This window comes from Variovorax sp. FG153, from assembly GCF_057809595.1.
On sequence record NZ_JBMDKG010000085.1, the window covers coordinates 1 to 18,002 of the forward strand.

The following is an 18,002-nucleotide window of genomic DNA, read 5'->3' on the forward strand; positions in this document are numbered from 1 at the left end:
TGGGAGCTGATGGCGGGCGGGATCCTGGCGTGCATGCGGTTGAGGGATGCCGGGGTGACGAAGCCCGCGTGGCGCAGCCATGTGCAGTCGGTGCTGGGGGTGGGGCTGATCGTGCTGGCGCTGACGACGATCCGCGCGGACAAGGCGTTTCCGGGCTGGTGGGCGCTGCTGCCGGTGCTGGGTGCGGCGAGCTGCATCGCGGCGGGGCCGCAGGGGGTGCTCAATCGGTACCTGCTGTCGAATCCGCTGATGGTGGGCATCGGGCTGATCAGCTATCCGTTGTACCTGTGGCATTGGCCGCTGCTGGTGTACCCGCGCATCCTCAATGGCGGCTGGGAGCCCTCGGCGGGCGTGCGCACCGGCGCGGTGGTCGCGGCGGTGCTGCTGGCCTGGCTGACCTACCGCTTTCTCGAACGCTTCACGCGCACGCGCGCGGGCGCGCCGCTCTTGCGCGGGCTGGTCGGCATCGGCTGCGCGATCGTGCTGGCCGGCGCGATGGTGGTGGCCGGCCTGCCGGCGCGCAACGGCGGCGAGATGCTGCAGAAGGTGACCGACGCGACCGTGGACGACGGCTACTACGACGGCTTCACGCCCGAGAAGGTGGGCCCGCACCTGGTCTACCGGGTCGGCCGCGGCGAGCGCAAGGTGCTCTTGATCGGCGACAGCCACATGCAGCAGTACGGGCCGCGCGCCAAGGCGCTCGAGCGCCTGGCACCCGAGCGCATGGCGACCGCCTACTTCTACACCTGGGGCGCCTGCGCGCCGATTCCCGGCATGTTCGCCGAGGGCAACCCGGCCTGCGGCGAACAGCGCGACGGCATGCTGGAGCTCGCGCGCGCGCCGCAGATCGACACCGTGGTGTTCGGCGGCTGCTGGAACTGCTACTTCAGCGGCGATTTCCCGCTGGCCTACGAGTACCGCGAGGGCCGCGCGGTCTACCCGGTGAACAACGGCGGGCCCGGCATCGCGCCGGCGCTCTCGATGCTGGGCCACACCATGGCCGAACTCGTGAAGCAGGGCAAGAAGGTCTACCTGCTGCTCGACAACCCGAGCGGCATGGACTTCCAGCCGCAGCGCATGATCGCGGGCAGCCGGCTCGGCACGATGACGGTGGTGCTCGATTCGCCGACGGCCCCGGTGCCCGCGGCGCAGGCCGAGCTCAATGCGCGGCTGCGGCAGATCGCGCTGGACAGCGGTGCGCAGGTGGTCGAACCGATGGCCTCGCTGTGCAAGGACGGCCAATGCCTGCGCGTGACGGCCGACGGCAAGCCGGTCTACAAGGACGGCGAACATCTGCGGCCCGTGTACACGCGAGCGCACGCGGACTACGTCGACAGGATCTTTCTCGGGGAAGCGCCGCCCGCGGGCGGCAGGTAGCGCAACCCACGGATTTCCGTGGAGCGTGCTACTGCTGCGCCTTCGGATCGCCGAAGGGCTCGTCGTCGGGCGGGGCCTCGGCCGGCATCCTGAACTCCTCGCTGGCCCAGGCGCCGAGGTCGATGCCCTTGCAGCGCGCGCTGCAGAAGGGGCGGTAGGGGTTGCGTTCCGAATAGACGCTGTCGCCGCCGCAGGTCGGGCAGCGGACGATGCGTTCGCCCTTGCGGGCCTCGATGCGCTCTTCGCCGGTCATGCGCACAGGGTGAGTTCGAACGGGGTGTCGTCGCTGCTCTGGTGGAGGCGGTCGTCGCTCTCGTGGCGCATGAGCCGCACCGAGACCATGAGCCGGTTGCCGCTGATCTCGGGGATCAGGCCGAGCTTGGGGTCGATGCGCAGGCGCAGCAGCTGGAAGCTGCGGCCCTGGGGCAGGTTCTGCTGGAACTGCCCGTTGGTGGCGATGACCTTGTAGGGCACATCGGCATCGCGCAAGAGCTTGAGCAGCAGGTAGATCGATTCGGCCAGCGGTGCCAGCGTGCCCGACCAGCGCTCGAGGTCGGCGCGCCGGCTCTGGGTGCTGCGGTGCTGCCAGGCGTAGTAGGCGGGCAGGTCGAATTCGCAGGTGCCGCCCGGAATGCTCGCGCGGCTGCGGATGCTCATGAGCCACTCGTTCTCGGTCAGCGACTGGCCGGCCTTGCCCGCGATGCCGTTGAGCGTGTTGAAGTTGCGCTCGAGCTGCGCCACCACCTGGTCGAGCGCGGCTTCCGAGATGTTCGGATTGCCGCGGTAGGCGTTGAAGGCGGACTTGTGCTTCTCGAGGTCGCGCATGACGTCGGCCTTGAGGTCCGCGCGCGCGGCCACGTCCATGATCTCGAAGATGGTGACGAGCGCGAAGTGGTGGGACAGGGGCGACTCGGCAGGCACCAGCTCGCCGAGGCGGCGAAACAGGTGCTCCAGTCGCAGATAGGTCCGGATGCGCTCGTTGAAGGGGTACTCGTAGAGGATCACGCGGGCTCGGTCTCCTGACGAGGCGATGATAGCCTCATGGCGTGCGTGACGGGGGCTGAGGCACGATCTTGCGCACCTCGCCGAGCATCAGCTCGCCAAGCGCGAGCTGGCCGTGCATCGACAGATGGGTGTCGTTGGGGAAGTAGAAGTCGCGGATCTGGGTCTTCTTTTCCTGCGCGAAGGCGAACAGGTCGGGGCCCAGGCCCGAGGTCTTGAAGGCCTCGACGAAGGCCTTCGAGTGCGAGGGATCGATGTAGGTGGTGGTCTTGTTGGGGATCACCATCCAGAGCATCGGGAACGCGGTCTGCGACTTCGTGAAGGCCTGCATCGCGGCCACGTCCGCGGCCGGCAGCTCGCCGTTCTCGTCGTCCTCGCCGAAGAACAGGGCCTTGTTGCACAGGCGATGGCTGAACATGTCGCAACCATTGACCACCGTGCGCGCCTTGGTGCGGTCGGTGGAGATGGTGTCGGCCGTGGTCGCCTTGGCGGCGCGCGTGTACTTGAGCGTGTCCAGGCCCGAGGTCAGCTTGGCGCCCCAGTTGAGCGCGAAGCCGGGCACGTGCTCGAGCGGCACCGCGAAGGGCTCGGTGCGCGCGGCGAAGGGCCGCTTCATCGTCTCGCAGCTGCGCGTGTAGCGCATGCGCTCCTGCAGGATGCGCTCCACGCTCTCGACGATCACGAGCTTGCCCTTGAAGCCGGCGCGCGCGAGCCAGGCGTCGAAGTCGCCGCACAGGCGCTCGTCGAACTGCCCCCAGAAAGCCGTGGTGACCTTGTAGCCGGCCTTGACCAGCACCGACTGCCAGCGGTGCGTCATCGAGAAGCTGTCGCCGATCACGACGATGTCGGCCTGGTCGAGCGGCACGGCATGCAGGTATTCGGGTGCGACCTTGGGCGGCTCCTGGGTCCAGCCGAACTCGCGGTCGGACATCAGGCCGATGCGGCTCAGGTCGCCGTAGGGAATGGGCGTCGCGAGCGTGAGCACCAGCAGCGACGAGATGACGAGGAATCCGGCCACGAAGATCCGCAGCCACAGTTTTGCGGGCGTCATGTCAGAACTGGAAATAGAGGAAGGGGCTGTAGGTGCCGAGCTTCGAGATGCAGATGCCGAGCAGCGTCACGGTGAAGACCGCCATCGCGGCCGTGAACAGCTTGCTGAGCGCGGGACGGCCGGCCAACGCCGCGGCCTGCGGAACCCAGCGCTGCAGCGTGATGGTGGGCGGCAGTGCGAGGCAGATGACCATCGCAACCAGCATGGTCTGGAAGAACTCGGGCTTGCGATAGGGCACCGCGAGGAATTCGCGGAATGCGGTGCCGGGCGCGCCGTGCAGGCCCAGCATGCCGCGGTAGATGTCCATGGCGGCGTGCAGGCTCTCGGCGCGGAACATCACCCAGGCGATCATCACGCACAGGAAGGTCAGGAACCAGCCGAAGACGCGGCCGGCGATGCCCGACGGGCCCTTGCGGAAGGTGGTGGTCCAGACGTGGTTGATCATCAGGAAGATGCCGTGCAGCGCGCCCCAGATCACGAAGGTCCAGGCCGCGCCGTGCCACAGGCCGCCGAGCACCATCGTGAGGAACAGGTTCACGTGGCGGCGCTTCGGGCCCTTGCGGTTGCCGCCCAGCGGGATGTAGAGGTAGTCGCGCAGGAAGGTCGACAGCGAGATGTGCCAGCGGCGCCAGAACTCGATGATGTTGGTCGACTTGTAGGGCGAGTTGAAGTTCAGCGGCAGCTGCACGCCCAGGCACAGCGACAGGCCGACCGCCATGTCGGAGTAGCCCGAGAAGTCGAAGTAGATCTGCAGCGTGTAGGCGAGCACGCCGAACCAAGCGGTGTAGAGCGTGGGCTCGATGCCGTTGTGCACGCCATTGAAGACCAGGTCGGCGTACTGGCCCATCGGGTCGGCGATCAAGAGCTTCTTGGCCAGGCCGAAGGTGAAGATGGCCAGGCCGAGCGCGATCTTGTTGGGGTCGGCGCGGTAGGTCGCCGGGTTGGCGAACTGCGGCATCATCTGCGCGTGGTGCAGCACCGGGCCCGCGATCAGATGCGGGAAGTAGGTGACGAACAGCACGTAGTGGATGAAGCTGCGCTCGTGCACCTTGCCCTGCCAGCAGTCGACCAGGAAGGCGATCTGCGTGAAGGTATAGAACGAGATGCCGATCGGCAGCACGATGTGCAGCAGCGGGATCGGCGCGAGGCCCGCGGCGCTCAGGCCGTCGTTGACGTTCGAGACGAAGAAGTTGGCGTACTTGAAGACCGCGAGCACCACCAGGTTGACCGTGAGCGCCGTGATCAGCAAGGTCTTGCGCCGGCGGTCGTCGCGCCCCGGGGCCGGCGTCAGGCGCAGGCCGAACCAGTAGTTGACGCAGATCGAGGCCAGCAGCAGCGGCAGCGCCTGCACGCTCCACCAGCCGTAGAAGAACAGCGAGGCCAGCGCAAGAAATCCGGCCGCGGCCCGGATGTTGCGTTTGCCGATCAGGAAGAACCCGAGCAGCACCAGTGGGAAATAGACAAAGATGAAGGGGTACGAGTTGAACAGCATCTCGAAAGGAGGCGCTGCAGCGAGCGCCTTTTTGTCGTAATCGTGGTGCAGCCGCCGCTGCGGCTAACCGGGGATTATCGCGTGCCGGCCGACGTCCACCGTTTCCAGAGACCCCGCACCTGCACGGCGAGTTCCTCCAGCGACAGGCTTTCGTTGTAGACGACCGCGTCGGCCGCGGCCCGGCGCAGCGCCCGCGGGGCCTGCTGCGCGATCACCGAGCGTACCGCCTCGGGTGTCCAGCCCGAGCGCGCGACGACGCGCCGCAGCTGGGTTTCCTCGGTGGCATCGACCACCAGCACGCGCTCGACCAGTGCGCGCCAGCGCCCCGATTCGACCAGCAGCGGGACGTCGAAGACGATGGTGGCATCGGGGCCGGCGGCCGCGGCCTCGCGCCGGGTCTCGGTGCCGATCAGGGGGTGGAGGATGCCTTCGAGCGCGCGCTTGGCCTCGGGGTCCTGGAACACGATCTCGCGCATGCGGGCGCGGTCGAGGCCTCCGTCGGGCCGCAGCACCGCGGTGCCGAAGCGGGCCTCGAGGGCCGGCATCGCGATGCCGCCGGGCTCGGCGATGCGGCGTGCGATGGCGTCGGTATCGACCAGCACCGCGCCCTCGGCCACCAGCAGACCCGCGACGGTGCTCTTGCCGCTGCCGATGCCGCCGGTGAGGCCGATGCGCCGGATCATGGGAGGGGCGCGGCTTTCAGTGCAGCCAGGGGCCGAGCGGGAAGGCGAAGGGCGCCCATTGCTTGACGGCGCCGGGGCCGATCACGAGGCAGACCAGGCCCGCGCCCGCGAGGAAGGGGCCGAAGGCGATCGGGATGTCCTTGTGGGCCAGCTTGCCCGCGATGCGCATGCCCAGGCCCAGCACGGCGCCCACGAGCGACGACACCAGGATGATCGCGATCAGGTAGTCGGCACCGAGCCATGCGCCCAGCGCCGCCAGCAGCTTGAAGTCGCCGTAGCCCATGCCTTCCTTGCCCGTGACGAGTCGGTAGCCATGGTAGACCAGCCAGAGGCTCAGGTAGCCGAACACCGCGCCCCAGACCGAGAGCTGCAGCGAGGTGCCGGTCCAGCCCGCGGCCGCGCCGATCAGGCCGAGCCACAGCAGCAGGTAGTTGATCGAGTCGGGCAGGAACTGGGTGTCGAAGTCGATCAGGAACTGGCAGACCAGCAGCGCCGCGAAGGCCGCCCACAGCGCGCCCGTCGGCGTGAGGCCGAAGCGATGGCCGCACAGCGCGAACAGCGCGGCGGTGGCCAGCTCGACCAACGGATAGCGCGGGCTGATCCGCGTCTTGCAGGCACCGCAGCGGCCGCGCAGCGCGAGGTAGCTCAGCACCGGGATGTTCTCGTACCAGCGGATCTCGTGGCCGCAGCCGCCGCAGCGCGAGCGGGGGCGCGTGAGGTCGAAGCGCGGCAGCTTCTCGAGCTCGATCGCGGCCTTGTCGGCCGCGGCCTCGAGGCCGGCCGGCGGCTGCGCCTTCGGGCCGAAGACCAGCGACCAGAGCGAGGGCATGTCCTTCGAGCTCATGAGGTTCGCGACCGCGTCGTTGAGCCAGTCGCGGTACATCATCACCGGCGTACGGTAGATCACCACGTTGAGAAAGCTGCCGATCAGCAGACCGAGGACGCCGGCCAGCGCGGCGTCGAATCCCTGCGACACCGGCATCAGACGACCTGGCCGAGCTTGAAGATGGGCAGGTACATCGAGACCACGATGCCGCCGATGATCACGCCGAGGAAGACGATGATGATCGGCTCCATCAGGCTCGACAGGCCGGCGACCATGTCGTCGACCTCGGACTCGTAGAAGTCCGCGGCCTTGCCGAGCATGTGGTCGATGGAGCCCGATTCCTCGCCGATGGCGGTCATCTGGATCACCATCGAGGGAAACAGGTTGACGTTGGTCATCGCATTCGTGAGGCTGGTGCCGGTCGATACCTCCTGCTGGATCTTGGCCGTGGCGTCGCCGTACACGGTGTTGCCCGAGGCGCCGCCGACGGAGTCGAGGGCTTCGACCAGCGGCACGCCCGCGGCGAACATGGTGGCCAGGGTGCGCGTCCAGCGCGCGACGCAGGACTTCTCGATCAGCGCGCCGAAGATCGGTACCCGCAGCAGCAGGCGGTCCATGACCCGCTGCACGCGCTCGTTGCGCTTCCAGGCCTGGAAGAAGAAGTAGAGGCCGCCGCCGATCACGCCGAAGATCAGCCACCAGTAGGCCACGAAGAACTCGCTGACGGCCATCACGAAGAGCGTGGGCGCGGGCAGGTCGGCGCCGAAGGAGCTGAACACCTGCTTGAAGGCCGGGATCACGAAGATCATGATGATTGCCACCACCACGAAGGCCACCACGACCACCGAGGTCGGATACATCAGCGCCGACTTGATCTTCGACTTGATCGCCTCGGTCTTCTCCATGTAGGTGGCGAGGCGGTCGAGCAGCTCCTCGAGGATACCGGCTGCTTCGCCGGCCTCGACCAGGTTGCAATAGAGGTTGTCGAAGTACTTCGGGAACTTGCGGAACGCCGACGACAGCGAGGTACCGGTCTCGACGTCGCTGCGGATGTCGTTGAGCAGCTTGGCGACGCTGGGATTGGCGTTGCCGCGGCCCACGATGTCGAAGGACTGCAGCAGCGGCACGCCGGCCTTCATCATGGTGGCGAGCTGGCGCGTGAAGATCGCGATGTCCTTGGGCTTGATCGTCTTGCCCGAGCGCGTGCGGCGCTTCTTGATCTTGGTCGCGAGCACGCCCTGGCGCCGCAGCGCGGCCTGCACCTGGTTTTCGCCGCCGGCACGCAGTTCGCCGCGTACCAGCTTGCCGTTGCGATCCTTGCCTTCCCACTCGAAGACGAATTCCTTGACGTCGCGCCGTTGCCGGTTTGTCGTCGATGCTGCTGTGGCCATTCGGTTCGATCTCCGCTTCCGATGTGTTCGTTATAGGTTGGTGACCGCCACCACTTCCTCGAGCGAGGTCAGGCCCTGCATCACCTTGCGCAGGCCCGACTTGCGCAGCGAGCGCACGCCTTCGGCTTCCGACTGCTGCGCGATGTCGAGCGCGCTGCCGTCGCGCAGGATGATCTCCTGGATCGCCTCGGAGATCGGCATCACCTGGTAGATGCCGACCCGGCCCTTGTAGCCGCCGGTGCAGGCCGCGCAGCCCACGGGCCGGTAGGGCTTCCAGCTGCCGTCGACCTCGTGCTCCTGGAAACCGGCCTCGATCAGCGCCTCGCGCGGGATGTCCGCGGGCGTGCGGCAGGTCATGCACAGCCGCCGCGCGAGCCGCTGGGCGGTGATCAGGATCACGCTCGATGCGATGTTGAAGGGCGCGATGCCCATGTTGCGCATCCGCGTGAGCGTGGTGGGCGCGTCGTTGGTGTGCAGCGTCGACAGCACCAGGTGGCCGGTCTGCGCGGCCTTGATCGAGATGTCGGCGGTTTCGAGGTCGCGGATTTCGCCGACCATGATGATGTCCGGGTCCTGCCGCAGGAAGGCCCGCAGCGCGGCCGCGAAGGTCAGGCCGGCCTTCTCGTTCACGTTGACCTGGTTGACGCCCGGCAGGTTGATTTCCGACGGGTCTTCGGCGGTCGCGATGTTCACGCCCGGCTGGTTCAGCAGGTTCAGGCAGGTGTAGAGCGACACCGTCTTGCCCGAGCCGGTCGGCCCGGTCACGAGCACCATGCCATAGGGCCGGCTGATCGCGTGCAGCAGGCGTTCCTTCTCGTCGGCGTCGTAGCCCAGCGCATCGATGCCCATGCGCGCGCTGCTGGGGTCGAGAATCCGGACCACGATCTTCTCGCCGAACAGCGTGGGCAGCGTGCTCACGCGGAAGTCGATCACGCGGTCGGGGCCGATCTTGAGCTTCATGCGCCCGTCCTGGGGCACGCGCTTCTCGGAGATGTCGAGCCGCGAGATGACCTTGATGCGCGACGCCAGCTTGTCCTTGATCACGGTGGGCGGGCTCGCGACCTCGCGCAGTTCGCCGTCGACCCGGAAGCGCACGCGGTAGTGGTGCTCGTAGGGCTCGAAGTGGATGTCCGAGGCGCGCATGCTGACCGCGTCGAGCAGCATCTTGTGCAGGAAGCGCACGACCGGCGCGTCCTCGACCTCGGCGATAGCCTGTTCGTTGGCGTCGCCGGCGGTGTCGGCCGTGACGTCGTCGAACTCGAACTCGGTACCGACGATGCTGTTGATGGTTTCGGCCGCGCTCGCGGCGGCGGCCTCGACCATGCGCGAGAGCTTGTCGTACTCGGCGATGACCCAGTCCACGCCCATCTGGGAGGCGAACTTGATCTTCTCGGCCGCCTGCTGGTCGGACGGGTCGGCCGTGGCGACGATCAGGCGGTTGTTGCGCTTGCTGAGGACGACGATGCGGTAGGCCTGGCAGAGCTTGGGATCGAGCAGGTCCTTCGGCAGGCGCTGGTGGTCGATGGCGTCGAGGTCGAGCAGCGGGGCGCCGAACGCATTCGAGAGCGTGTGGGCGAGGTCGGCGGCCGAGACGGCGCCGGTGCCCGTGAGCTCGGCGATGAAACTGGAGCGGCTGCTCAGCGACTTCTGATAGAGATCTTCCGCGGTCTTCGCGGGCAGCTTGCCGGCCGAAACCAGCGCGCGTGCAAGCCCTGGCAAGGCGACTTGCGGGTTTTCTTTAACGGGAAGTTCGGCTGCAGCCATCAGCGAATGCAAGAGATGTGAGAAATTGCTTCACGATCATCGCTGAACACTCCGGTGCTGTAAATCGCCGTACAGCAACAGAAAATGGCATTCTGAAGGTTTATGCCAGTCTCGAAAAGACTGGTCGGGGTGAGAGGATTCGAACCTCCGGCCTCTACGTCCCGAACGTAGCGCTCTACCAGGCTAAGCTACACCCCGATGGTGCGAAAAGTCAGTCGTCCTTGGCCAACTCGTAAGAGGTGTCAGGCACGCCGCTCAAGCAGCTGAGCCGCTAATTGTAGCAAACCTGAAGCGTGCGAATTGGCCGCGAAGCCGTCGAGTGCAGAAATAGCACGCTGAGCCTCCGCCGCGGCAGCCGCGCGCGACGCATCGAGGGCGCCCGTTTCGCGCACGATCTCGACGATCTTGCCCAGCTGGGCGGTGTCACCCGCCTCGATGGCGGCACGCACCAGCGCGCTCTGCGCCGCGCTGCCGCGCTGCATCGCGAAGATCAGCGGCAGCGTGGTCTTGCCTTCGCGCAGGTCGTCGCCGAGATTCTTGCCGGTCTCGCTGGCATCGCCCGCGTAGTCGAGCACGTCGTCGATCACCTGGAAGGCCGTGCCCAGCGCCTGCCCGTAGGTGGCGCAGGCTTCCTCGACCTCGGGCGTCACGCCCGCCAGCACGGCGGCCAGGCGCGTGCTGGCCTCGAACAGCTTGGCGGTCTTGGAGCGGATGACGCGCAGGTAGGCCGACTCGTCGAGCGAGGCGTCGTGCATGTTCATCAGCTGCAGCACCTCGCCTTCGGCGATCACGTTGGTCGCTTCGGCCAGGATCTGCATCACGCGCATGTTGTTGGCATCCAACATCATCTGGAAGGCGCGCGAATAGAGAAAGTCGCCGACCAGCACGCTGGCCGGATTGCCGAAGGATTCGTTGGCGGTCGGGCGGCCGCGGCGCAGCGTGGATTCGTCGACCACGTCGTCGTGCAGCAGCGTGGCGGTGTGGATGAACTCCACCACGGCCGCGAGATTGAAGCGCTGTTCGCCGGTGTAGCCGAGCGCGCCGGCCATCAGCAGCAGCAGGGCCGGCCGCAGGCGCTTGCCTCCGGCGGAGATGATGTACTTCGAGACTTGGCTGACCAACGGTACCCCGGTGTCGAGGCGGTTGGAGATCACGCGGTCGACTTCGACCATGTCACCGGCGATCAGGCCGAGGACTGCGGCGGTGGGGGAGGTGTCGGCGGCGGGAACTGACAAAGCGTGGGCGCTGGGCGCTGCTGAATACAGGGATGGCGCGGACGCCGGAAGGCGCCGATTATAGGGAGCGGGAGGAGGCGGCCGGCCTGGGCCGACTGCTTGGGCATGTGAGCGTACGCAAACCGTGCTATAGTCTTGGGCTCTGCGGAATTCGCCGCGGAGACTCCATCCTCAAGAGGTTCACATGTACGCGGTCATAAAAACCGGTGGCAAGCAGTATCGCGTTGCTTCCGGCGAGAAAATCAAAGTAGAACAGATTGCTGCGGACGTTGGCCAGGAAATCGTGATCGACCAGGTTCTGGCCGTCGGAAACGGCGCTGAAATCAAGGTTGGCACGCCCCTGGTGTCCGGTGCAACGGTGACGGTCACGGTACTGTCGCACGGCAAGCACGACAAGGTTCGCATCTTCAAGATGCGCCGTCGCAAGCACTATCAGAAACGTCAAGGCCATCGCCAGCAGTTCACCGAGCTGCAAATCGGCGCGATCGCCGGTTAAGGAGCAGACTCCATGGCACAGAAAAAAGGCGGCGGCTCCACGCGAAACGGGCGCGATTCCAAGCCCAAGATGCTCGGCGTGAAGGCCTTCGGCGGCCAACTGATCAGCGCCGGCTCGATCATCGTGCGCCAGCGCGGTACCCAGTTCCACCCCGGCGTGAACGTCGGCGTGGGCAAGGACCACACGCTGTTCGCCCTCGTCGACGGCCACGTGTCGTTCGGCTTCAAGGGTGCGCTCAACAAGCACATGGTCAATGTGACGCCGGCGGCCTGAGCCTCCAGCCACTTCGACTGTCTCGGAGCCCCGCTTTGCCGGGGCTTCTTCATTTGTAAACTGGACATCCCATGAAGTTCGTCGACGAAGCCTTCATCGACATCGCCGCCGGCGATGGCGGCAACGGCTGCGTGTCGTTCCGCCATGAGAAGTACAAGGAATTCGGCGGCCCCAATGGCGGCGACGGCGGGCGCGGCGGCCATGTGTTCGCCGTGGCCGACTCGAACCTCAACACGCTGGTGGATTTCCGCTACTCGCGCCGGCACGAGGCCAGGCGCGGCGAGCACGGCATGGGCTCCGACATGTTCGGCGCCGCGGGCGACGACATCACGCTAAAGATGCCGGTCGGCACGATCATCAGCGACGCCGAGACCGGCGAGGTGCTCTACGAGCTGCTGACGCCGGGCGAGGTCATCACCATCGCCAAGGGCGGTGACGGCGGCTTCGGCAACCTGCGCTTCAAGAGCGCCATCAATCGCGCGCCCCGGCAGAAGACGCCCGGCTGGCCCGGCGAGCGCAAGAGCCTCAAGCTCGAGCTCAAGGTGCTGGCCGACGTGGGCCTGCTGGGCATGCCGAACGCCGGCAAGTCGACCTTGATCAGCGCGATCTCGAACGCGCGTCCGCGCATCGCCGACTACCCGTTCACCACGCTGCATCCCAACCTCGGCGTCGTGCGCGTCGGCCCCGAGCAGAGCTTCGTGGTGGCCGACCTGCCCGGTCTGATCGAAGGCGCCTCCGAGGGCGCCGGCCTCGGCCACCTGTTCCTGCGCCACCTGCAGCGCACCCGCTTGCTGCTGCACGTGGTCGACCTCGCGCCCTTCGACGAGGGCATCGACCCGGTCGCGCAGGCCAAGGCGATCGTCGGTGAACTCAAGAAGTACGACGCGCAGCTCTACGAGAAGCCGCGCTGGCTGGTGCTCAACAAGCTGGACATGATCCCCGAGGACGAGCGCGCCGCGCGCGTGAAGGACTTCGTCAAGCGCCTGCGCTTCAAGGGCCCGGTGTTCGAGATCTCCGCGCTGACCCGCGAGGGTTGCGAGCCGCTCGTGCATGCGATCTACCAGCAGGTGAAGGCGCAGCAGGTGGCCGAGCAGCCGCCGGCCGAGATCGATCCGCGCTTCGTCGAGCTGCCGCCCGAAAAGCCTTGAGCGGGCCTCGGCCCGGCTTCTGCATTGCTATTGAATAAATAGCCTAATCGTCAGTCTTCACGCCTGCTACAGCCTTCCATGACCTCGAATACCGGATCCACAGCCCTGCGGGACGCCCGCCGCATCGTCGTCAAGGTGGGCTCGAGCCTCGTGACGAACGAGGGCCGCGGCCTCGACGAGGGCGCCATCGGCGAGTGGTGCCGGCAGCTGGCCGCGCTGGTGCGCGACGGGCGCGAGGTGGTGATGGTGTCGAGCGGCGCCATCGCCGAAGGCATGAAGCGCCTCGGCTGGAAGACCCGGCCGCACGAGGTGCACGAACTCCAGGCCGCCGCGGCCGTCGGCCAGATGGGCCTGGCCCAGATGTACGAGACCAAGCTGCGCGAGAACCGCATCGGCAGCGCGCAGGTGCTGCTCACGCATGCCGACCTGGCCGACCGCGAGCGCTACCTCAATGCCCGTTCGACCCTGGTGACGTTGCTGCGGCTCGGCGTGGTGCCGGTCATCAACGAGAACGACACCGTGGTCAACGACGAGATCAAGTTCGGCGACAACGACACGCTCGGCGCGCTGGTCGCGAACCTCGTGGAGGCCGATGCGCTGGTGATCCTCACCGACCAGCGCGGCCTCTATTCGGCCGATCCGCGCAAGGACCCCGACGCGAAGTTCATCCACGAGGCCGCCGCGGGCGACCCGGCGCTCGAGGCCATGGCCGGCGGTGCGGGCTCGAGCATCGGCAAGGGCGGGATGATCACCAAGATCCTCGCGGCCAAGCGCGCGGCCGGCTCGGGCGCTTCCACCGTGATCGCCTGGGGCCGCGAGACCGACGCATTGCTGCGCCTCGCGCAAGGCGAGGCGATCGGCACGCTGCTGGTGGCGCAGACCGCGAAGCACCAGGCGCGCAAGCGCTGGATGGCCGACCATCTGCAACTGCGTGGCGCCGTGATCGTCGATGCCGGCGCGGCCGCCAAGGTGCGCGCCGAGGGCAAGAGCCTGCTGCCGATCGGCATGACGGGCGTGTCGGGCGAGTTCTCGCGCGGCGACGTGATCGCGGTGCGCGATGCCGAGGGCATCGAGCTGGCGCGCGGCCTCGCCAACTACTCGAGCGTCGAGGCGCGGCTGCTGTGCCGCAAGCCCTCGGCCGAGTTCGAGCGGCTGCTGGGCTACGCGGCCGAGCCGGAGATGGTGCACCGGGACAACATGGTGCTGATGCCGGTCTGAGGCTTGCTTCGGCCCGCGCCAAAGAAAAAGGCCCCGATCGGGGCCTTTTCTCATCGTGCCGGCGTGCCGCTCACTGCACTTCGCGCACGGGATTGCGGATGTACTGGACGATCTCGCTGGCCGTCGAGCGCGGTGCGCTGTCGCGGCACAGGCCCTGGGTCGCGATGGCCCAGGTGTAGCGCGAGTTGAGGTCGGTGATGCGCTTCCATTCGGGCGCCTTGGCCAGCTCCCAGGCATTGCCGCTGTAGCGCGCATAGCTCTTCATCTCGCCGGTCTTGCAGCGCACGCCGTCGTAGAAGGCGTTGACCGTGCCGCCGGACTTGCTGCTTGCCACCACCACGTAGCGCACGATGCCGTCGGGCGTGATCGTGATGGTCTGCGGGTCGATGCCGAACTTCAGCGTCATGTAGGGCGGCATCTCGATCGGCACCAGGCGGTTCTGGTCGAAGGCCGGCGGTGGCGGTGCCGCCGATTCCTGCCATTCGCCATCCGACACCGTGGTCTTGGGCGGTGGCGGCATGCCGCCTTGCGCCCAGTCGGGGTTGTCGGTGTTGTGCTGGCCCGAGCCGCAGGCCGCCAGCAGCAGGGCGCTCGCGAGAACGAGCGCCGGGCTAGCGAGGCGTGGGAGGCTGCGCAGCGGATGCGGACGGGAAGACGGGTGCGTCGGAAGAGTCGGTCGCAGGTTTGACATTGGGATCCGGGTCGAAGCTCGCGCCCGGAGGCAGTTCGAAGTTGGCGTCGTGGCCGCCCGCGGAAGGATGGCGCTCGAACTCTCGGGCGCGCACGTTGCTGCGCAGGAAGCGATTGCGGAAATCCTGCCGTGGCAGGTAGCGAGCAAGCTCGGTGAGCGCCATTTCGTAGACGCCCCGTTTGAATTCGACGACCACGTCGAGCGGCACCCAGTAGTCGTGCCAGCGCCAGGCGTCGAATTCGGGATGGTCCGTGGCACGCAGGTTGAGATCCCAGTCGTGGCCGACCAGTTGCAGCAGATACCAGATTTGTTTCTGGCCCTTGTAGTGACCTCGTGCGTCTCGTCGGATGAACCGATCCGGCACCTCGTAGCGCAACCAGTCGCGGGTACGGGCCACGATACGCACGTGCTCCGGATGGAGACCCACTTCCTCGTGCAATTCCCGGAACATGGCTTGCTCGGGACTTTCGCCGCGGTCGATGCCGCCTTGCGGAAACTGCCAGGAATGCGTGCGGATGCGTTTGCCCCAAAAAACCTGGTTTTTCTGGTTGAGCAGGATGATGCCGACGTTGGGCCTGAAGCCGTCCCGGTCGAGCATAATCAAACCCCAATTTTTGAACTGAGTCGATTATGCATGCCGGGTTGCACTCGGCAAGCGACCGGTTCCGGGCTCTCAGGGTCTCTACGGAGACCGTCGTCCGTCTCGTTTCACTCCGAACCAGCACCGCATTTCCGATGAAAGCATCCCGTTTCTTCGTCTCCACCCTCAAGGAAGCGCCGGCCGATGCCGAGGTGGCGAGCCACCGTCTCATGATGCGCGCGGGCATGATCAAGAAGGTCGGCACCGGCATCTACACGTACATGCCCATGGGCCTGCGCGTGATCCGCAAGGTCGAGGCGATCGTGCGCGAGGAGATGAACCGCGCCGGCGCGGTCGAGATGACGATGCCGGTGGTGCAGCCCGCCGAACTCTGGGAGGAGTCGGGCCGCTTCGACAAGATGGGCCCCGAGCTGCTGCGCATCAAGGACCGCCATGACCGCGACTTCGTGGTGCAGCCCACCAGCGAAGAGGTGGTGACCGACATCGCGCGCCAGGAGATCCGCAGCTACAAGCAGCTGCCGAAGAACTTCTACCAGATCCAGACCAAGTTCCGCGACGAGCGCCGTCCGCGCTTCGGCCTGATGCGCGGGCGCGAATTCATCATGAAGGACGCCTACAGCTTCGACCGCGACCTCGACGCGGCCAAGGCCAGCTACCAAGCGATGGCGCAGGCCTATCGCAACATCTTCGATCGCTTCGGCCTGCGCTACCGCGCCGTGGCGGCCGACAGCGGCGCCATCGGCGGCGACCTCAGCGAGGAATTCCAGGTCATCGCCGCCACCGGCGAGGACGCGATCGTCTACTGCCCCGACAGCGACTACGCGGCCAACATGGAGAAGGCCGAGGCGCTGGCCCCGGCCGGCCCGCGTCCCGCCGCCGCCAACGCGCTCGAGAAGACGCCCACGCCCGGCAAGAGCACCTGCGAGGACGTCGCCGTGCTGCTCGGCGTGCCGCTCGCCACCACCGTGAAGTCGCTGGTGCTGGCCACCGACATCGTCGACGAGGCCGGCAACATCACGGGCTCGCAGGTCTGGCTGCTGCTGCTGCGCGGCGACCACGAGATGAACGAGATCAAGGTCGGCAAGCTGCCCGGCCTCGACAAGGGCTTCCGCTTCGCGACCCTGGCCGAGATCGATGCGCACTTCGGCTGCAAGCCGGGCTACCTCGGCCCGCTGAACCTCAAGAAGCCGGTGAAGCTGGTGGCCGACCGCGAAGTCGCGCTGATGGCCGACTGGATCACGGGCGCCAACGAGATCGACTTCCACATGACCGGCGTCAACTGGGGCCGCGACCTGCCCGAGCCCGAGCTGGTGGCCGACCTGCGCAACGTGGTCGCGGGCGATACCTCGCCCGACGGCAAGGGCGTGCTGGCGATCGAGCGCGGCATCGAGGTGGGCCACGTCTTCGTGCTGGGCACCAAGTACAGCAAGTCGATGAACGCCACCTTCCTCGACGAGTCCGGCAAGCCGCAGTTCCTCGAGATGGGCTGCTACGGCATCGGCATCACGCGCCTGCCGGCGGCCGCCATCGAGCAGAACCACGACGAGCGCGGGATCATCTGGCCCGACGCGATCGCGCCGTTCACCGTGGTGGTGTGCCCGATCGGCATGGACCGCAGCGCCGAGGTCAAGGCCGCGGCCGAGGCGCTCTACGAGGAGCTGCTCGCCAAGGGCGTCGACGTGCTGCTCGACGACCGCGGCGAGCGTCCGGGCGCGATGTTCGCCGACTGGGAACTGATCGGCGTGCCGCACCGCGTGGTGATCTCCGACCGCGGCCTCAAGGAAGGCCAGCTCGAATACCAGCATCGCCGCGACACTGCCGCGACCAAGGTGCCGGCCGCCGGCATCGCGGACTTCATCGCGGGCAAGCTCGCGGCATGAGCCTTGCGGGCGGCTTCTCGCGGCGCCATTGCATCGGGGCCGCGGCGGGCGCCCTCGCGGCGCTGTCGCTGCCGCGCCCCGCACTGGCCGGCGCGCAGATCGAGGAGCCGCTGATCGACTCGGTGCGCACGGCGCTGAGCTCGGCCATCCACAACAAGGCACCGCCGGTGCCGCAGTTCGCGAACACCGAGGCGCGCCTCGCCTACCTGCGCTGGCTCGGCGAGATGAGCGAACGGCTCAAGAAGAAGATCGCCGACGCACCCTCGCGCATCGAATTCCTGCAGACGGTCTGGTACGAAGCCAAGCGCTCGGGGCTCGACGTGAGCCTGGTGCTCGGGCTGATCCAGGTCGAGAGCAATTTCCGCAAGTTCGCGGTGTCGAGCGCGGGCGCGCGCGGCTACATGCAGGTCATGCCGTTCTGGACCCGCGTGATCGGCGACAGCGACCCGGCCAAGCTGTTCCACATGCAGACCAACCTGCGCTTCGGCTGCGTGATCCTGCGCCACTACCTCGACCGCGAGAGCGGCGACCTGTTCATGACGCTGGGCCGCTACAACGGCAGCCGCGGCAAGGCGCCGTACCCGAACGCGGTGTTCTCGAACCAGCGGCTGTGGGCCTGGGCCGACCGCGAGCGCGAGATCGAGCGCAAGGAACAGGACAAGGCCCGTTCCGCGGCCTGACCCGGGTGCGGGCCGTCAGGTCTTGGTGACCATCACCTGGTCGATGCGGTAGCTGTCGACGTCCATCACCTCGAAGGTATAGCCCCCCCAGCTCACGCTGTCGGTGCGCTTGGGAACGCGGCGCAGCATCACCATCAGGAAGCCCGCGAGCGTCTCGTACTCGTCGGCATGCGGCAGCTCGTCGATGTGCAGCG

Annotated in this window: 19 protein-coding genes and 1 tRNA gene; 7 read left to right on the forward strand and 13 right to left on the reverse strand. The window is 67.2% G+C overall.

From position 1 onward, the window contains the following. On the forward strand, window positions 1-1,377 hold a 1,377-nt coding region (locus ACODT0_RS41510), incomplete at its 5' end, for an acyltransferase family protein (protein WP_489043959.1). A 28-nt stretch (window positions 1,378-1,405) separates the two neighbouring features. Here the strand turns inward: ACODT0_RS41510 and ACODT0_RS41515 are convergent. The 10 genes from ACODT0_RS41515 to ACODT0_RS41560 all read right to left on the reverse strand — a co-directional run bounded on the left by ACODT0_RS41515 (window position 1,406) and on the right by ACODT0_RS41560 (window position 10,821). Then, window positions 1,406-1,630, reverse strand: coding sequence for a DNA gyrase inhibitor YacG (locus ACODT0_RS41515; protein WP_057592105.1), 225 nt, complete (start codon window positions 1,628-1,630; stop codon window positions 1,406-1,408). Continuing rightward, on the reverse strand, window positions 1,627-2,382 hold the full coding sequence (gene zapD / locus ACODT0_RS41520; protein WP_057592104.1) for a cell division protein ZapD: 756 nt from the start codon (window positions 2,380-2,382) through the stop codon (window positions 1,627-1,629). The genes ACODT0_RS41515 and zapD overlap by 4 nt, the downstream gene beginning before the upstream one ends. A 34-nt stretch (window positions 2,383-2,416) precedes the next feature. Continuing rightward, window positions 2,417-3,430: a hypothetical protein gene (locus ACODT0_RS41525; RefSeq protein WP_261214023.1), complete on the reverse strand. Its 1,014-nt coding sequence runs from the start codon at window positions 3,428-3,430 to the stop codon at window positions 2,417-2,419. A 1-nt stretch (window position 3,431) separates the two neighbouring features. Continuing rightward, window positions 3,432-4,922 (reverse strand): MBOAT family O-acyltransferase, encoded by a 1,491-nt coding sequence (locus ACODT0_RS41530; RefSeq protein ID WP_057592102.1) that lies wholly within the window; start codon window positions 4,920-4,922, stop codon window positions 3,432-3,434. Between the two features lie 74 nt (window positions 4,923-4,996). Next, window positions 4,997-5,605, reverse strand: coding sequence for a dephospho-CoA kinase (gene coaE / locus ACODT0_RS41535; protein WP_172705374.1), 609 nt, complete (start codon window positions 5,603-5,605; stop codon window positions 4,997-4,999). Window positions 5,606-5,621: 16 nt separating this feature from the next. Then, window positions 5,622-6,587: a prepilin peptidase gene (locus tag ACODT0_RS41540; protein ID WP_057592100.1), complete on the reverse strand. Its 966-nt coding sequence runs from the start codon at window positions 6,585-6,587 to the stop codon at window positions 5,622-5,624. After that, the gene (locus ACODT0_RS41545; protein WP_057592099.1) at window positions 6,587-7,822 is read right to left on the reverse strand and encodes a type II secretion system F family protein; all 1,236 of its coding nucleotides are present in this window, start codon (window positions 7,820-7,822) and stop codon (window positions 6,587-6,589) included. Before ACODT0_RS41545 ends, ACODT0_RS41540 begins: the two co-directional genes overlap by 1 nt. Window positions 7,823-7,852: 30 nt before the next feature. Beyond that, window positions 7,853-9,586 (reverse strand): type IV-A pilus assembly ATPase PilB, encoded by a 1,734-nt coding sequence (pilB, locus tag ACODT0_RS41550; RefSeq protein ID WP_057592120.1) that lies wholly within the window; start codon window positions 9,584-9,586, stop codon window positions 7,853-7,855. Window positions 9,587-9,707: 121 nt separating this feature from the next. After that, window positions 9,708-9,784, reverse strand: a tRNA-Pro gene (locus ACODT0_RS41555). 44 nt (window positions 9,785-9,828) lie between these two features. Beyond that, complete coding sequence (locus tag ACODT0_RS41560; protein WP_057592098.1) at window positions 9,829-10,821, reverse strand: polyprenyl synthetase family protein; 993 nt, start codon at window positions 10,819-10,821, stop codon at window positions 9,829-9,831. A 184-nt stretch (window positions 10,822-11,005) separates the two neighbouring features. Between ACODT0_RS41560 and rplU the strand changes: the two genes are divergently transcribed. The 4 genes from rplU (at window position 11,006) to proB (ending at window position 13,956) form a co-directional block, all read left to right on the forward strand. Then, complete coding sequence (gene rplU / locus ACODT0_RS41565) at window positions 11,006-11,317, forward strand: 50S ribosomal protein L21 (RefSeq protein WP_057592097.1); 312 nt, start codon at window positions 11,006-11,008, stop codon at window positions 11,315-11,317. A gap of 12 nt (window positions 11,318-11,329) precedes the next feature. Then, window positions 11,330-11,590: a 50S ribosomal protein L27 gene (rpmA, locus tag ACODT0_RS41570; protein WP_057592096.1), complete on the forward strand. Its 261-nt coding sequence runs from the start codon at window positions 11,330-11,332 to the stop codon at window positions 11,588-11,590. Window positions 11,591-11,661: 71 nt separating this feature from the next. Further along, window positions 11,662-12,738 carry an Obg family GTPase CgtA gene (cgtA, locus tag ACODT0_RS41575; RefSeq protein ID WP_057592095.1) on the forward strand — a complete coding sequence of 359 codons (1,077 nt, stop codon included), beginning with the start codon at window positions 11,662-11,664 and terminating at the stop codon, window positions 12,736-12,738. Window positions 12,739-12,816: 78 nt separating this feature from the next. Continuing rightward, complete coding sequence (proB, locus tag ACODT0_RS41580) at window positions 12,817-13,956, forward strand: glutamate 5-kinase (RefSeq protein WP_489043960.1); 1,140 nt, start codon at window positions 12,817-12,819, stop codon at window positions 13,954-13,956. 70 nt (window positions 13,957-14,026) lie between these two features. Here proB and ACODT0_RS41585 read toward each other — a convergent pair whose 3' ends face one another. Both ACODT0_RS41585 and ACODT0_RS41590 read right to left on the reverse strand, forming a co-directional pair. Continuing rightward, on the reverse strand, window positions 14,027-14,647 hold the full coding sequence (locus tag ACODT0_RS41585; RefSeq protein ID WP_082321941.1) for a CNP1-like family protein: 621 nt from the start codon (window positions 14,645-14,647) through the stop codon (window positions 14,027-14,029). Then, the gene (locus tag ACODT0_RS41590; protein ID WP_057592091.1) at window positions 14,568-15,245 is read right to left on the reverse strand and encodes an RNA pyrophosphohydrolase; all 678 of its coding nucleotides are present in this window, start codon (window positions 15,243-15,245) and stop codon (window positions 14,568-14,570) included. The genes ACODT0_RS41585 and ACODT0_RS41590 overlap by 80 nt, the downstream gene beginning before the upstream one ends. A 137-nt stretch (window positions 15,246-15,382) precedes the next feature. On the opposite strand from ACODT0_RS41590, the gene ACODT0_RS41595 reads away from it, so the two are divergent. Beyond that, window positions 15,383-17,128: a proline--tRNA ligase gene (locus ACODT0_RS41595; protein ID WP_489043961.1), complete on the forward strand. Its 1,746-nt coding sequence runs from the start codon at window positions 15,383-15,385 to the stop codon at window positions 17,126-17,128. Beyond that, complete coding sequence (locus ACODT0_RS41600) at window positions 17,125-17,808, forward strand: lytic transglycosylase domain-containing protein (RefSeq protein WP_057592087.1); 684 nt, start codon at window positions 17,125-17,127, stop codon at window positions 17,806-17,808. The genes ACODT0_RS41595 and ACODT0_RS41600 overlap by 4 nt, the downstream gene beginning before the upstream one ends. 15 nt (window positions 17,809-17,823) lie before the next feature. Here the strand turns inward: ACODT0_RS41600 and ACODT0_RS41605 are convergent. Next, window positions 17,824-18,002, reverse strand: a 179-nt coding sequence (locus ACODT0_RS41605; protein ID WP_489043962.1) for a transporter associated domain-containing protein, incomplete at its 5' end; no start/stop codon positions are given.